A 16399-nucleotide genomic window follows, 5' to 3' on the forward strand; every position below is an offset into this window, starting at 1 on the left:
ATTAAATTTTGGTGATCCTCATGGATCTATAGCTTTTGATTAATTGCTCAGGCTGTCTAGCAAGAGGAGTACCTGGTGAAGTATACTCACCATTTGGCATTGGTATCAGATATTCTGGATTCGGGATAGGTAGAGTCAAACTATACACATTCCACCTATTCAGACTATTATTTCCGGCAAACCTGTACAAATTACGCCCCCCCTGCTCCCCAATGGGGTCTCGGGTGAGCCAGCGGCCGTCGGTAGGATTGTAGTCTCGGTAATTATAGTACATGGTACCTGTTTCACGGTCGGTTATTTCGCTGGAAAAACCTAGCGGATTTGCGTGGGCACAAGAACCGCTTTCGATGACCGTGCGACCATAGGGGTCATACTCGTAGCTTGCCACGAGTCTTCCCGTTTCGTCGAGCATTTCCGTCACGTTTTTCGTGAAATCGTGACCATAGCTGTAGTGTGTTCCATCGGACGTCGTCAGACCCAGCGGGCGCCTGGCCTCCGGTTCCGACGGATCCCACAGAATCGCATGCACCAGAGTATCTCCATTCGGCAATGCGCAGGTAGCCCCGGTACAGGTAGTGTTCGTCCCGCGTCAGTGTTCCGTTGGTAGGCACCTGGCAGAGACAACTATATTTATCCAATGATGCGCCCTGAAATATACTTGCATAATACTACACTACAATAGCAGGGATGTCTCAAGAAAGCATCCCTGCTATTTTATAATTTAGTATATTCCCTAATTTATTGCTGAGGGTCTATAGCCAAATCGATCTATATCATCTTTGCGGGCTCCATATTTAATCAATAAATTGACTTACGTATTTACCCAGCTTGAAACCCAAGACTGAAAAGCTTGCAGAATCAGAAAAATTTGTTAGAAGATGAAAGAAATTGCACATGGTGTGTATGTCTTTGTATTTAATATCCGTAATATTAACAATTTGAACACTTTTCACAATTTCTATTAGAGAAAAGTTAAGTTTTTCTATTTAATCTAACGCCTTACTCTACGATCCATTGATGAAGGATGGATTTAAATGCCATCTCAAAGTCCTTCATGGGGGAAATGAGTTTGTTCGCAGGGTAGTTCATGTCAATGACATTGAAGGATTTTTCTTTGTGCGCAAAACACGACTGAGCAAAAATTCCGAGACTTGAGTAGTAGGCTAATATTTTTCTCCACGTTAAATAATATAAATTTCGATTTGATCGTTGAAAAGAAAATCTGTATTCGCTCATTATAACAAATCTACGAAATTTACTACTAAACCAGCTATGAGTCAATTTTAATTGATTATTATAATTTCCCAGAATTCAATTTGTTATTTACAAAATAATTATCTATTATATTACAAATTTTGTAGAGTATATTTTATATACCAATAGCTGATTCCAAAGGTGTTTTTATTCTAATAAAATCATAAAATCCATCTCGTGCCTGTTTTAGAACATATTTTTGGTAAAAATAATTATTGTTATCTTCAGTACAATAGTTTCTAAATTCATCAAAATTTCTAACATGAATTATGAAATTATTTACTTCAACCATATAAATTATACTCTCATTTTTATCATTTGTTTGCGTATGAACAGCATAACTGATAAATTCAATATTATTTCCTTCATTTATTGTGGCCAAAGAACCCAAAAATATAAATTGTCTCCGTATTGATTCACTGCTGCCACTAAATGTTATATCCGAATACTTATTTAAAAAATTATATAATTCGCCAATAACATTTTTTCCTATTGATTTTTTTAATTTTTGAAGAGACAACGAATCAAAATCACTAACAAATTTAAATATATTGTTGTTTTCATAACTTAAAAATATCAATCCACCTGTGAATTTAGTGACTTTGACGTTTCCCCTCTCGGATGTATTATAGATTGAATTCGCATCACATGAGCAACAAATGATAATTAACAAAATAATATTGATTATTCTTTTCATAATTTAAATTAACTAATAAAATAGTAAAAGCATCATTGTAAAATACAATGATGCTTTTACACATCTTTATTTAATAATAACCTGAATCTTTACTGCCTCCTGTAATTAGGATTTTTTCTTCACAAGGGCAATAATCTTTTCCTTTTATTTCTTTTAATTTATTTATTAACATTTGCATTGCTCCACTAATAGGAATTGTTTTTCCACCATTTACTTCAGTAGCCCTATGACAACCTATAATATATACTATCGGCTCTCTATTAGGAACTCTAATTACCTTTCCTCCAGAATTAACCAAAATATCTCCATTAGAACATTTTCCTGTATGAGCCATAAGGAACGCTCTATCTGCAAGCCATGGTAAATCTTTAATAGATTCAGTATTAATTGGTTCTCTTCTCAAAAACACGATATAGCATTTTCTTGATTTTTTATCTACAATATTATTAATCCTTTTAATTTCAGCATCTAGTTGATCCAGTTGTTCTTGTGTTAAATCACCAACCATAGATGGATATTCTATTTCAAAGAAACCTATACATTTTTTTGACCCTGGACGTGGTGCTGCTGCATCATAGTCCGTACCTCTCGAATCTTCTTCCAGCCCTATAAAATCAAGGTTAATATTAATCCTATTTTTCACAAATCTGTACAAATTATAACCACTAATTTCTCCGATCGTGTCGCGGGTGAGCCAGCGGCCATCGGTGGGGTTGTAGTCTCGGTAATTGTAGTACATGGTGCCTGTTTCACGGTCGGTTATTTCGCTGGAAAAACCTAGCGGATTCGCAAGGGCACAAGAACCGCTTTCGATGATCGTGCGGCCATAGGGGTCATACTCGTAGCTTGCCATCAAATTCCCTTTTTCGTCAAGAATTTCTGTCACATTTTTTGTAAAATCGTTGCGTAGTTGCAATGCTTGTTATCGGGGGCTGCCGGCCGAGCGAACGCATGAGAGATCGAGCCAGACATGCAATAGTTCACTGCGATTGTTGTTTTTGATGCTGTGCGCGTTTAAGAAGACCTCCATCACGCTTACGCGTTGCCCTATGAAATTTCAGAGTTCCTATTGAGGCTTTTTCTTGGCAGTTTGGTGTTGCACTTGCTCCATGAATTTGGGTTTAAGACGTCCATTTTTGACATCAATATAATAGTATATCCACGTATCTCTATCATATTTATCTGGATATATACCAACTATCAGAGATAAATCATCTGGTATTTCTGACAATACATATTCACTTTTTCCTCCTATATCTGATATAATTAATGGAATAATCATCTTAATTCTTATTCGATCAGAATTTCTGAGAGCTTGTGACATTCCACCAAGAAAAAATGAATCATACTCCGTGTCATTGAAATAATAGACATAAGGTTTATATCCTCTGTAATCTGATTTAGAGGTAAGCCTCCCAAGACGAGTTCCTACAAAAACAGGCTTCAGGATTGATCGTACCTTCTCTTCAGGCATCCCCTTTTCGAGTTTTCGTGCTCGTGCTATAATTCCTTGAACACTATCAGAACAACCCTCTCGCCCATGGCTATACAGTGCTTTAGTTACGTTATATTCCTCCAGGAAAAATTTATTTTGAATACTATCATCTTTGAACCATAGACCTGGAATATCATTTTCTGTAATATCAACATTTTGCGAGCAGGAAAAATTATTGATAATTATCGAAAATAATATTGCGTAACGAAATAGATTTTTTATCATACCCTTTATTATATGTTTGTTTTTATTTCAATTATTCCAACAAACATAAATAAAACATTATACTTGTTGGAATCCATTAAATTTTGAATGCGGTATTTTTAAATTTCTAATATTTACAAGCAGATTCACAATATTATGTTAGATTTAAATATCTCATATTTCTTAATTTATTGTGCATAGTTAATCTTCTTGCCGAATAGTTTGTTGTGATTTTTTGAAGGCTTCGATCGTCTCTATCGGACGTCTTCCCATGTTGCGATATCCCTGATGAGGTCTCTGGTAGTTGTAGTACTTGAGCCATTCGTCCAGATCCTTCTGGAGTTCTTCCACGCTGGTATAAAGTTTCTGTCTTAAGGCTATGTCGAAAAACTCTTCCATTGGTTTGAGGCGTAGCGATGCGTGTTTTACGATGCTCTATGCCGTTTAGCTCCAGGTAGATTTCATAGTGCTGATGGGTGAGCCTTCCGCAGTATTCCCTGCCATTATCTGTCAAAATGGCTTCTATCTGCAATCCATGCTTCTCATAGAAGGAGAGTACGTCGTTATGAAGGATGAGTGCCGCATGATCGGGCAGCTTGCCCGTGTACAGGTAACCGAATGCAAAGGAACCATAGGTATCGACGACTGTTTACATGTAGACTTTTCCCACTTCCTTGAGTTTGCCCGCATAGAGGGTGTCCTGACAAAGCAGGTAGCCGGGAGCTTTGCTCTCCACATGCCTTTCCTTGAAGCAGGGGTTGGCTTTTTCGATGGATTTGATCTGCTCTTCGCTCAGCTACTTTCCTTGGATGAGGTGTTGGGCTTCCTGCTTCAAGAGCCGCTGGTAGAGACTCCCCCGTCCATGGCGTTCCATGATTTTCTGGATCGTTGGCTTCGAGCAGTTTTTGCCTTCCAGTTTCAGGAGTTATTCGATATATCCGCAGCCTTTTTGAGGATTTTCTTCAACGAGTTCCAGGATTCGTTTTTCGACTTCGGGAACGGTCGTCTGCGGGTGGGGTTGTGAATGGGGGGGCAGGTCTCTCAACCCTTCAAAGCCTTGTTCTCTGAATCGTTTGCGGTATTCGTAGAATTGGACTGTCGAGATGCCGCGTTCCCGACATACGCGGCTGACATTACCGAGTTCTTCAGCGAGTTTGAGCGCTTCGAGACGCTGGTGCATGATTTTGGTTTCTGCTTTCATTTGCTTCTTGTTAATAGATTTTTAATCATTCAACAAAAAGATTAACCGGACAATAGGAATTGCAATTTTCAATTTCATCACGGAATTAATTTTGATCTTTCTACCTTAATTAGATATCCAGGATTTGATTCTTCTTTTTTGTACAATCCATATATATAATCCATTAATTCCAGATCATATTTATTAGTTGATCTCGCATGTTTAACATGCGCAACATCTGGATTTTTCCCGTTGTAATGATATAATATTTGATATTCACTCCTAAATGAAATACTTAATTCAGGACTAATTTTTAATTTAAAAAATCCGGAGGCCAACGGAAGCATAACCCGTTTCCCCATGGTTTGACCATGCTGCCACCAATTATTAAAAACTGTTTCTGCCTGCTTTGTCTGTGGAAATTTATATGTATCATAAAATTCCAAATATTTTTCTTGTGCTGGAACAACGTCGTCGGGAACCTTTCTTGAAAAATAATATCCTCTATCTGTTAACAATTCACATGAATTAAATAGAAATAGCATCGGCAATAAAAATTTATATATATCCATATTTTTATAACATTCATTCTTTTCTCTGATTACTTCAACTCTTTGATGCAATAAATATTCATAATCTCTGAAATACAATCATATCTTGTCACAAAAATTCTCTTTTTTGTCAAGAATTTTTGTCACTTTTTTATAAAATCGTTTTTAAATTATAATTCTCGTTGCCGAATGTTGCTGTCGGTAAATCCACTGCACCCCATACAGCACCCCATACAGTACCTCTCCTGAGATGCGATAAACATTGTCCAATGTTTTCACAGCATCACAGCACAGCATCGACTTCACATTATAATTTCATGCTTTAATTTCTGAATCAGATTTCAAAACTCCTATTGAGCCTTTTTATCTTCATTTCTATGTTACATTTTGTATATACGAGACTCTCACATAATCAAAGAGCTGCCTATTAAAAGACAACTCTTTGATTTCAATTTATTAAATTACACTAATACAATAATTATGTTTTGTTTTTCTGTAATGTACATATTTTATCTTCTCATTGGATTTATAATGTTTTTGATAACATAATTATATACATAATATGCATACCATCTGCAATTGCTTTTCCCACCTATTATAATATAATTAGCTGTTTGTTCATTTTGACCCATAAAATATACCTTTATATTTATATCTTCCTGACAAGTTGTTTCTATATCAGGTAAATGACCAGGTTGATTTCCTGTGCAATTATCAGCTTCATTGTCCTCATGGATCACCCCATTTGCAGATTCATTATTAACATTTTGCATTTCTGGTGGAACAGGTGTTTGATTTGCTTTTTCTCCAATTGGAAATCGTGATGTTATTTTTGATGATGGATTAGACGATGGCTTCATCCTCGACATTTCTTTAGGACCAAATCCTATACAATATTCTTTTACATTTTTTATATACTTTTTATTATTACAGCAACATGTGTCTTTATTTGTTTCTGAATCTGAAATTTCCCAATTTGTTACGCAAATTTTCCAGTGAAACCCCAACGCATCTTTTGTGTTGCGAATACTAACATTTAACCCTCTCTGATCCGTAAGCATAATGGGATTTACTCTAGAAAACCCGTACAAATTACGTCCTCCATTTTCCCCGATAGGATCGCGGGTGAGCCAGCGACCGTCAGTGGGGTTGTAGTCTCGGTAATTATAGTACATGGTACCTGTTTCACGGTCGGTTATTTCGCTGGAAAAACCTAGCGGATTTGCGTGGCCACAAGAACCGCTTTCGATGACCGTGCGACCATAGGGGTCATACTCGTAGCTTGCCACGAGTCTTCCCGTTTCGTCGAGCATTTCCGTCACGTTTTTCGTGAAATCGTGACCATAGCTGTAGTGTGTTCCATCGGACGTCGTCAGACCCAGCGGGCGCGTGGCCTCCGGTTCCGACGGATCCCACAGAATCGCATGCACCAGGGCATCTCCATTCAATGCGTCGAGCGTGGCGATGCGCAGGTAGCCCCGGTACAGGTAGCGTTCGTCCCGCGTCAGCGTGCCGTTGACACGCACCTGGCGGCGGCAGCGGCGCCCCATGGAATCGTAAGCACTGGTGACCACGGTTTTCCCATCGGCGCTCGTCCATGTCACGGGACGGCGTTCCGCGTTCCAGACAAGCGACCATTCCCCTGTTTCCGTCACCACCTTGAGCTGGTTGCCTACGTTATCGTATTCGGGTGTCACCATGCTCTTGTCCGGACGTTCGATGCTCGTGTACTGGTCCAGCCTATTCGGCTGGTAATTTGTCGTACCGGAGACATCCGTGGAGGTGCAGCGGTTCCCGTTGTTGTCGTAGTCGTAGCCATAACTTCCCAGGCTGCCGAGGCTTGTCTGCGTCAGTTCACTGCGGGCATTGTAGCCGAAGCTGTCACACCGCGTTTCTTCCCCGGCGCGCCACTGCGTGCGTTCCACGGGGCGCCCTACGGCGTCGTAGCTTTGCGTCCGGGAGACCAGCTCGGTTCCCGACGTCGTTCTATGGGTAATCCCCGTCAACAGGTTGCGACGGGGTTCGTAGCTATACCGGCGCTCCAGTCCGAAAGGCAGCGATACGCTCGAGAGCAGGTTGCTTCCCGACAGGTAGCTGTAGGTATAGGTCCGCGTGCCTTCTCCCAGTCGCACCCCCGCCGTTCCCAGACGGCCGTCCGCCCGGTAGGTCAGGTAGACGTCAAGCAAGGTGTCCACGTCGTCGAAACCGGCCGAGGGGTCGCGGGTGAGCTTGTAGCCCGATGAACGGCCGAGTCCGTCGCGCGTTTCCTTGAGGATATAATGACATCCTCCTATCTCCAGGCTTTCCGTTTCCTGTTTCCCGTAGGCGTTGTAAGTCACGGTGCGGGTCCCGGAAGCATCCGTCACGGAAACAGGCTGGCCGAGGAGGTTGTACTCGAAAGAGATCCCCGGAGTCCCGTCTTCGTAAGTTACTTCCACGAGTTCCCCCGTCAGAGGTGCGTAGGCGTACCGGACCGCTCCTTGCGCTTGGTGATTATTTTTGGTTTCCAGCCGATTGAGCGCATCATAGGCGTAGACTTCCGACTTGTTGAACATGGGGTCGTACTTGACCGTCAGGAGACCGGAACCGAAGTGATAACCCCAGAGGGTTTTGCGGCCATTCGGAAGGTTTTTCGGGTTGCCGGTAATAGTTTCCCCGGGTGCGCCGTAGGTCGTCAATCCGGCGATGCGGTTCATTTCGTCGTATTCGTAGAGAGCGGGCTGGAAGGCTGTGCCGTATTCCGCAACGGTACGGCCGCGCTGGTCGTATTCGAAGAACGAGGTCTTGCCTGCGGCGTCGACGATGCTGGCGGGTTTGCCCGCGCCGAGATCGTAGACGATTTCCGTGGCGTTGCCTGCCGCATCCGTCGTTTTCAGCGTCCAGCCGAGAACGTTCTGATCCTCGACGGTCGTGTTGCCGCGCCCATCGGTGGTTTTCACCTGGATGCCGTTCTGGCGGTAGCTGCGAGTCTGGATAACGGTAATTCCCGCCGCATCCCTTGAGCGCGTCACAAAACCGTCCACTATGCGCGTTTCCGCGATGATGGAAGAAGAAGGCGACTGTGCCCGTTCGAAGCGTTCCGGGCCCGTTCCCAGCATCGTCCAGCGGCGCGAGACCATGCCGCGCACATCCGTCACGACCATATCCCTGGACAAGAAGTCCAGAGAAGAGACAAGCGAGGCCGTCTTCGTCGTCAACGGAGCACCCGCCGCGTTCCAGACGGTGTCTTCGGTGACGCGGTACACGCTCCCGCTCCGGTTTTCATAACGCCATGACATAGCCTTAATACGGTTTGACACCGTACTGGCTGGATTTTGTTCATTTAAAACAATAATTTGTTTATTTTGTATTCCGAAGACATCGTATTCCACCCTGGTTTCCGCTTCGGAGGCGGTGCGGAAGGACACGAGGAATCCCTTGGAATTGTAACTGTTAACCGTAGAAACCCATCCTCCCAGGGTATTGGGCACTTCCTGGACGACGATTTCACCGAAACCGTTGACCGTGTCGCGGGAAATGGGGGTCCAGGGATCTTCCGGGAGAGACGAGGAAGGAATCTCGACAAGATCCTGCGACATTTTCGTCGTCCTCAATCCGCCGGCCGTCAGTTCATACTCGTATTTCAAGACCGTACTTCCCGTGCCGCCTTCGGTGTATACGGAGCCGTCTTCATTCGTTTCCGTCCGGACGATACCGCCGGAGGGGAGGGTTTTCGTCACTGTGGATCCGTCTCCGGAATAGTACCAGGAGGTAACGCGTCCCAGTTCATCCTTCTGCCAGATCATGCGGCCCATGGTATCGTACTTGGCATACCGCACCGTATTCATCGCGCCGACGCTGCGCCATTCCTCAAGGACACGCCCCTGGGCATCGCGGACGTAGCTGACGACGGTTTCCGGGGTTGTTTCCGTGCCGGAACGAATCATTTCCGTAAGCTGCCGTGCCGAATTGTAGCTGTAAAGCGTGGTTATACCGTCGAAGTCGATTTCCTTCAGCGGGCCGCTGCACATCATGGATTCCACCGTCCGGACACGGCCATCGGCGCGTTCCGTCCGGACGAGCCTGCCTTCTTCATCGTATTCGTACCGTTCACGGGAGACGAGGGACCAGGCCAGGCCGGTGTGGGCGTATTCTTCCCGGCGACGGATCGTTTCGTCGCCCGAGATGTATTCCACGGTGCGCGTACTCTTGCCGGAGACGGGAGCGCCGTTGACGCGCATTTCCGTCGTTTTGATCCAGCGGACACCGCGAACGGGAACCGGCCAGGAGACTGCAGCGGCTTTCAAAACGGCTTGGAAGGAAGGTTCTCCGCATTCCGAGGACGATTCGGATGATGATTCACTGTCAGAACTTTCCGACGCGGAGGATTCCGAAGACGACTCGCTGGCCGAGCTTTCCGACGCGGAGGACTCGGAAGATGAGCCGCTCGAAGCGCTTTCCGACGCGGACGAGTCACTGGACGACGAGGAAGAATCGGGTTCCGCTTCCAGGAGTTCTTCCCCCATGTCTTCGTAAGTATACCAGGTTTCCACACCGTCCGGGCCGCGCCTCATCTTCATTCTGCCGCGAGCGAAGGAAGGTTCCGCCTCAGGTCCGTAGAATTCTTCCACGGTGGTACGGGATCCGGAAACACCGAGGGCGGTTTCCGTCACGGTCGTACGCAGGACGAGATTGCCGTCTGCGTAGGAATAGACTTTTTTACTGAGCGTTTTGCGGTTGCCTTTCGCATCCACGATGTCTTCCTGGACGACGGACGGACGCGTTTCATTGAAACGTCCTCCCGTTTTATACGAAGTCATCACTTCCCGCCGTCCGCCGCGTCCCCACGGGGAGACGGTTTTCTTCACCCGGCCTTCGGAGTCGTATTCATAACGGGTCGTGCCGGCTCCGGTGGTCGTTTCAAGTGAAACCCGGTAGTTGTCGTAGTCGTATTCCGTCGTAATCGCGCCTTCGGAGCCATATCCTTCCGTCCGGCTCAGAGTTCTCCAGCCTCCATCCGTGTATTCCAGGATTTCGCGCGAACTGGTTGCAGGGATCGAATCTCCGGCCCGGCGTACCATTTTGAGCCGTTCCCAGAGGTTGCCTCCCATAGGTCTGCGGACGGTGGATTCATAAATTCTTTCACTGCCTTCACCGGTGATGATGACGATGTCATCTCCAGCGGTGCGTTTCTGGCGAACCTGTTCAGGCAGGTTGCGGTAACGGGAGCGGGTTTCCGTCACAGTTTCTCCGCCGTCTTTGAAGCGACGGATATCCCATGTGCGGTACGGTTCACCTTCCGTGTGCCAGCTACCCAGGGCTTCGTACACCTGGGAACGGGCATATTTCCTGATTTTAAGACCGGTGGTAAGATATTCCACCGTGACAAGGCCGCCCCGCGCCGTCCAGACGGATGTAATGGCTCCATCCGGGCCGTAATGTTCAATTTTGAGGCGTTTTTTGAATTCTTCCATTGTCGTGACAACTCCGGCCCGGGAGCGCATGCTTACCAAGAGCCCGGTTTTTACGGAAAAGGTCAGTTCGGAACCGTTGCCCACGGCCAGGCAGATCAAGCCCGGGCTTTTGCTAACGCAGTCCGTTCCGTCGTCATTGAGCAGGCGGACAAGAGACGTGGTGCTTCTGGTCGTACCGGAACGTTTCGCCTTCGACGTCCCGATGACATGCTGGAAATAAAGTTCCTTGCCGGAGGGTTTCCTGATCCGGACGTCACCGTCCTTGTAGAAAGCCCTCCATTCCATCGGGTGGCTGTAGCGCAGGAGCAGAGGATACAGAGAAGAAGCCGTTGCCGAGCGGGCACGGGCACGGTTTCCGGAAACAGGGAAAGCTTGCGGGGCCGGAGAATTCTGATCGGGAAGAGGCGCATCGGGGTTCGCGGCAATCTGGCCTTCGCCATCGCAGCCTCCGGGGTCTTCTCCGGCTCCTTCGATGGGAATTGAGTCCTCGGTATCGCCGTCGTCTCCGTCACAGCACTCGGGGTTGCAGCACCCTTCTTCAGGCGGGGAACAACTCGTCGAGTCGGTAGATTCCGATGAAGAGGAGTGTGCGCTGCTGCTTTCGAGGGAATCGCTGGAAGACGAAGAATCGTCCCAATAATCGCCGCCATAGCTTGAATCGCTCGAATCACTGGAATCCCCCGAGCCGCTGCCGAACTCAAACCAGTCCGAGTAACTGGAAGTGCCGGAATCGCTCGAATCGCTTCCGCTATCCAAATAATCCTCAAACTGGTTTTGCTGAGCGAAGTTTCCGTTAAAACGCGCTCTGGACAGAGGAGCATCAAATTGGTCTCCCGGCATCCAGGAAGAGGAATGAGCATCCATGGAAGACATGCCATCTTCCATGCCATTGTTTTTATTCTGCTTATTGATCATATTTCAAAAACGGCTTGTTTTTTCGGCCGTCCATGAAATAAATATCCCGGAAATTCCAGAAAATCAATTTATCGACGGTCAAGGGGAATACATGCCAACATATTCTTCATCAATTTAGTACGCCATCAAATAAACGAACGCGAACACTCATCGGAATGCCAACAGCTCCGGCAATTCAAGTTACAGGGGTATACGTGCCCGCATTCCAGCCGGCAACCGGGCCGAAAGAAGGAATGAAAAACAGACGCAAAAAATCCCGGAATGAAACATCCGGGATCCGGCAGACGGCCGGTAAAACCGAAAAATCCTTCTTCGTCAGGAAGCGGAAGGAGAGGGAGCGGGCAATTGAGGGAGCACGATCGTGAAGCAGGTTTCCACACCGGGAATGCTGGCTACGTCAATCGTCCCCTGATGGGCTTCCACAGCCCGGCGAACAATCGAAAGGCCAAGTCCGGTACCTTTGATCTGCTGGGAATGCGCCGTTTCCACCCGGTAAAAACGATTGAAAATGTAAGGCAGATGGGAAACGGGAATCCCGATGCCATTGTCCGAGACGCTGATGACCGTTTTGCCGTCCCGGACGCCCGCCTTGACGGTAACGGTCAGGCCAGGCTCCAGGTTTTGCTTGATGGCGTTTTCAATGAGGTTGAAGAGGATTTGCGTCCAATAGAACATGTCACCATAGATCATGAAAGGAGTGCGATCCAGTTCGACGCGGATGGTAGCTTGTTTTTCATGAGCCATTGTCTCCAAACGGCCAATGACATCCTCTACGCAGGTGCCGAGGTCAAAGAGAGTACGTTTGAGAAGGTTCTCCGAATTTTCCAGTTTGGAAATCATGAGCATGTCTTCCACAATCCGGATGATACGCTTGCAGTGTCTTTGCATCATGCCCAGAATGCGTTTGCGCATGGCGGCATCGGCGGCGATATCGTCGTCCTCAAGAAGGTTTTCCAAATAGCCGTGGATGATCGTCAGGGGAGTCCTCAACTCGTGGGAGGCATTGGCCACAAAGTCCCGGCGAACAGTCATCGTCCTGTGTTCCTCGGTAATATCGTGAAAAAGGATACCGATCTGGTTGAGATCTTCCTGCAAGGGAGTGGAGACGACCTGAAGAACCTTCTCCGAACCGGAACCGCCCTGCCCTTCTCCGATCGAAACGGTAATTTTCTGACTGACGGGATCGCAGTTGCGAAAGATTTCCCGGTAGAACTGGTGGAGTGTTTCGTGCTCGGGAGAAAGGAAGACATTGCCTCCGACACGGCCCGATTCACCCAAAAGTACGCTTGCCGCTCTGTTGGCGATCAAAACCCGTCCGTGCCTGTCAGCTACGAGAAATGCGTCACCCATGGCTTCTAGAACGGCTTGCCGGTCGGAAACAAAATGTTCCTTGGAACGGGCGGACGATTTTTCCAGGTCGGCATACTTCTTCCGCTGCAGTTTCATCTGCATGGAAAAGATACCCTCGCGATAGGCCCAAGCGCCAACGGCAAGGGTAAGCAGGGAAATCAGGGTAATGTCCAAGGGAGCCACTGTCTTGGAAAAAAGAAATTGGGCGGGGTGTTTTCCGTATCAGGAATCGGAAGGTTCCACGAGACGGTACCCTACTCCGCGGACAGTTTCAATCATATCGGCATATCCTTCGAGTTTTTGGCGGAGACGCTTCATGTGGGTATCGAGCGTACGGCTATGGACTTCGTCGCTGTAGCCCCAAACAGAACGGAGGAGGTCATTGCGATCCTGAGTCTTTCCGGCGCGCTCCGTCAAGTAGAGAAGGAGTTTGAATTCCGTCCCCGTCAGATCGACCGGTTCGCCCGCGAGATAGAATTTGAAAGAATTTTTGTCAAATGAAAGCGGGCCACAAGTAACGCGGACTTCACCGGGTTTGACCTGGTTTCTTTTCAGGATAGCCTGGATGCGTAACACCAGTTCCTTCGGGCTGAAGGGTTTGGTTACATAATCGTCAGCTCCGAGTTCCAGTCCGGAAATTTTGTCGTCCAGTTGTGCACGAGCTGTCAGAAAAAGGACAGGGACGGAAGATGTGCGCGGGTCGCGCCGCAAATCCTTGTAAAGGGAGAAGCCGTCTTTCTTCGGCATCATCACATCCAGAATAATCAGGTCGGGAGCGGTTTTAAGCGCTACGTCCAGCCCTTCCATCCCGTCGTGAGCCTTGACAACATCGTAACCTTTACGGACGAGGTTGATTTCAACGAGTTCCGCGATATCCAGGTCATCTTCGACGATGAGAATGCGTTCCATGCGTTTCTTGATACGGCATAACCCGCATGGAACGAACTCTTTTGTGTGACAAAATGTTCACATGAGGTTCTTACTGACGACTTCTCCCGGGAGAGTCGTTTTTCCAGGGGCTATGATTCGGCCGGGATAAATGGTCGTATGGCATCCCGTTTTAACATCGTGCCCAATAACCGCACCCAGTTTGATCCTGCCCGTCGGATGGAGGCACCCTCCGGAACCGGCCATCAGATGTTCGCCCGCATCATGGCGATAGTTAGAACAAATCGTTCCGGCCGCCAGATTGACGCGGGAACCGATAACGGAATCCCCGACATAGGACAAATGCGGAATACTTGTCCCACTGCCGATGATGCTGCTTTTGATTTCAACGCCCTGCCCTATCCGGCAATGATCCCCGATGGAAACATGCCCGCGAATGTAACAATTCGGTCCTATCCGGCAATTGCAACCGAGACTGACGGAACCTTCCATGACGACTCCCGGCAAAATCTCACAACCGTCCCCCATGCGAACGATCCCTGAAAGATAAGATCCGGAGCTGACAAGGCAATTGTCCCGGCAGGGTTGGAGGCCTTGCAGGATAGTGTCATTCCACGACAGAAGATCCCAAGGATAACGAAGGCGTCTCACAGTGAATATTTCACGTGATTCATGACCGTGGAAAACCCGTGGAACGGATCCTACCCAGGCTACAGGATGGGGAGTTCCGTCATCATCCCGGCAGAAAAAAGGCCGAAATCCCTTCCCCTCCCGGGAATATGCATCTGCCATCAAAAGCAGTACTTCTTCTCCCGGAAAATAGTGCAGTGAAATTTGCAGGGTATCCGGACTTGAGACAGAAACTACCTGTATACCATACTCGGCAAGTATTTCTTCCATCCAAATATGTAACTTGATGCCGCCCAATACCAGCTCTCCAACCGGGAATTCCTCAATCCAGAAACACTCGTCCAATCCCGGATCCGATATCAAACATGCCTGTATCATGGAAATGTCGTTGATCACATGAAAAGAAGACTCTACCATTTCCAACGGCGGTGACCCAGGATTTTCTGCGTCTATGAGTTCAATACCACCGAAAATATCTTGTGAATTCATTGTGAATAACCTGTCGGAAACCGAGATCCCAGGTTGCTCACAAATTTGATGGTCTAAGTTATTCACAAAAGGAGAGCGCAACAATCCATTCCAACTCTGTAAGTTAATTCCGTTGTTCACTTTATTCACACAATATAAGACGATGAAATTTTATATAGATAAGATCTATCTATTTCTTGTGGAAAAGAACCTCATTGTGTGAAGGGACAATCTGGGGTATATTTCCGTCATGCTTTTTACCGCTCAGGATTGCCATTGGATGTCTCACGCTCTTTCTTTGGCACGAAACGGAGTGGGAATGACTAGCCCCAATCCTCCCGTAGGAGCAGTTCTCGTTTCCAACGGTCAAGCCATTGGAGAAGGGTTCCACCGAAAAGCCGGAATGCCGCATGCCGAGCGCGAAGCATTTGCCGATGCGTTGAAGCGCGGAAACGCATCTCTTCTACCTCAATCGACACTTTATGTGACTTTGGAGCCTTGCAGTACGTCCGGACGTACTCCTGCATGTACAGATGCTATTTTAGAATATGGCGTGAAGCGGGTTGTTTATGGTACGCAAGACCCCAATCCCAAACATGCCGGAGCAGCGGACAAACTGCTGGCCATCCACGGAATCGTTGTGGAACACGGTGTCATGGAAGAGGAATGCCGGCGTTTGATTCGCCCTTTTACCAAAACAATAAAAACAGGGATGCCGTGGGTTGTCGTCAAAACGGCTGCAAGTCTGGATGGACGTATTGCCAGAATGCCGGGCAAATCCCAATGGCTGACTTCTGAGGCAGCCAGAAATTACGTCCACACGTTGAGAAGCGAAGCCGATGCTATTTTAACAGGGGGAGAAACCGTCAGGGTCGACAATCCTGCCTTTACCATACGAACGCCTGACAGAGCCGTGTCTTGTGAGAAAGAGCAACCATGGAGAATGATTGTAACACGTGACCGTAAATCCCTACCCTCACGAGCCTGTTGTTTTACGGACAATTTTGCGGACAGAACGGTTGTTTTTGAAAATATTATTGATTATCAAAAACTTATGAAAATAATATACCAGAAATACGATGTCTCCGTATTAATGGTTGAAGCCGGAGGAAATCTTGTACGAACCTTATTGCAACATCAATTGGTAGATGAGTGGATCGGTTTTTACGCTCCCATGATACTGGGAGGACATGCCATGGCTGTTGCTGGAGAAGAGTTTTTGAAGGAGGAGGCTTTTCTTGAGGAAACGGATTGTACCATGTATGGTCCTGATGTCTGTATCCGTGGTCTTGTACGGTATAGATCCTGATTTAT

The 16399-nt window shown here is 47.0% G+C and carries 10 protein-coding genes and 1 pseudogene; 1 reads left to right on the forward strand and 10 read right to left on the reverse strand.

Annotated features, from left to right (window positions below; translation table 11 throughout):
* Window position 1: 1 nt before the first annotated feature.
* The 10 genes and pseudogenes from QET93_RS01610 to QET93_RS01655 all read right to left on the reverse strand — a co-directional run bounded on the left by QET93_RS01610 (window position 2) and on the right by QET93_RS01655 (window position 14779).
* Window positions 2-529, reverse strand: a complete 528-nt coding sequence (locus tag QET93_RS01610; protein WP_280133025.1) for an RHS repeat-associated core domain-containing protein — start codon at window positions 527-529, stop codon at window positions 2-4.
* 840 nt (window positions 530-1369) lie between these two features.
* Entirely contained in the window at window positions 1370-1951 is a 582-nt protein-coding gene (locus QET93_RS01615) for a hypothetical protein (protein WP_280133026.1), read from the reverse strand.
* A 70-nt stretch (window positions 1952-2021) separates the two neighbouring features.
* Window positions 2022-2837 (reverse strand): RHS repeat-associated core domain-containing protein, encoded by an 816-nt coding sequence (locus QET93_RS01620; RefSeq protein WP_280133027.1) that lies wholly within the window; start codon window positions 2835-2837, stop codon window positions 2022-2024.
* Between the two features lie 180 nt (window positions 2838-3017).
* Window positions 3018-3671 (reverse strand): hypothetical protein, encoded by a 654-nt coding sequence (locus QET93_RS01625; RefSeq protein ID WP_280133028.1) that lies wholly within the window; start codon window positions 3669-3671, stop codon window positions 3018-3020.
* Window positions 3672-3851: 180 nt separating this feature from the next.
* Window positions 3852-4851: pseudogene (locus tag QET93_RS01630) on the reverse strand (IS481 family transposase).
* A gap of 77 nt (window positions 4852-4928) precedes the next feature.
* Window positions 4929-5402, reverse strand: a complete 474-nt coding sequence (locus tag QET93_RS01635) for a hypothetical protein (protein ID WP_280133029.1) — start codon at window positions 5400-5402, stop codon at window positions 4929-4931.
* Between the two features lie 488 nt (window positions 5403-5890).
* Window positions 5891-11749: an RHS repeat-associated core domain-containing protein gene (locus tag QET93_RS01640; protein WP_280133030.1), complete on the reverse strand. Its 5859-nt coding sequence runs from the start codon at window positions 11747-11749 to the stop codon at window positions 5891-5893.
* Between the two features lie 315 nt (window positions 11750-12064).
* Entirely contained in the window at window positions 12065-13282 is a 1218-nt protein-coding gene (locus QET93_RS01645; RefSeq protein WP_280126156.1) for an ATP-binding protein, read from the reverse strand.
* Window positions 13283-13321: 39 nt separating this feature from the next.
* Window positions 13322-14008 (reverse strand): response regulator transcription factor, encoded by a 687-nt coding sequence (locus QET93_RS01650; RefSeq protein WP_280126155.1) that lies wholly within the window; start codon window positions 14006-14008, stop codon window positions 13322-13324.
* A gap of 57 nt (window positions 14009-14065) precedes the next feature.
* Window positions 14066-14779, reverse strand: coding sequence for a hypothetical protein (locus QET93_RS01655; RefSeq protein ID WP_322190062.1), 714 nt, complete (start codon window positions 14777-14779; stop codon window positions 14066-14068).
* A 556-nt stretch (window positions 14780-15335) separates the two neighbouring features.
* On the opposite strand from QET93_RS01655, the gene ribD reads away from it, so the two are divergent.
* The gene (ribD, locus tag QET93_RS01660; RefSeq protein ID WP_280126153.1) at window positions 15336-16394 is read left to right on the forward strand and encodes a bifunctional diaminohydroxyphosphoribosylaminopyrimidine deaminase/5-amino-6-(5-phosphoribosylamino)uracil reductase RibD; all 1059 of its coding nucleotides are present in this window, start codon (window positions 15336-15338) and stop codon (window positions 16392-16394) included.
* Window positions 16395-16399 lie beyond the last annotated feature (5 nt).

It is taken from the genome of Akkermansia sp. N21116 (assembly GCF_029854705.2).
Classification (GTDB): domain Bacteria; phylum Verrucomicrobiota; class Verrucomicrobiia; order Verrucomicrobiales; family Akkermansiaceae; genus Akkermansia.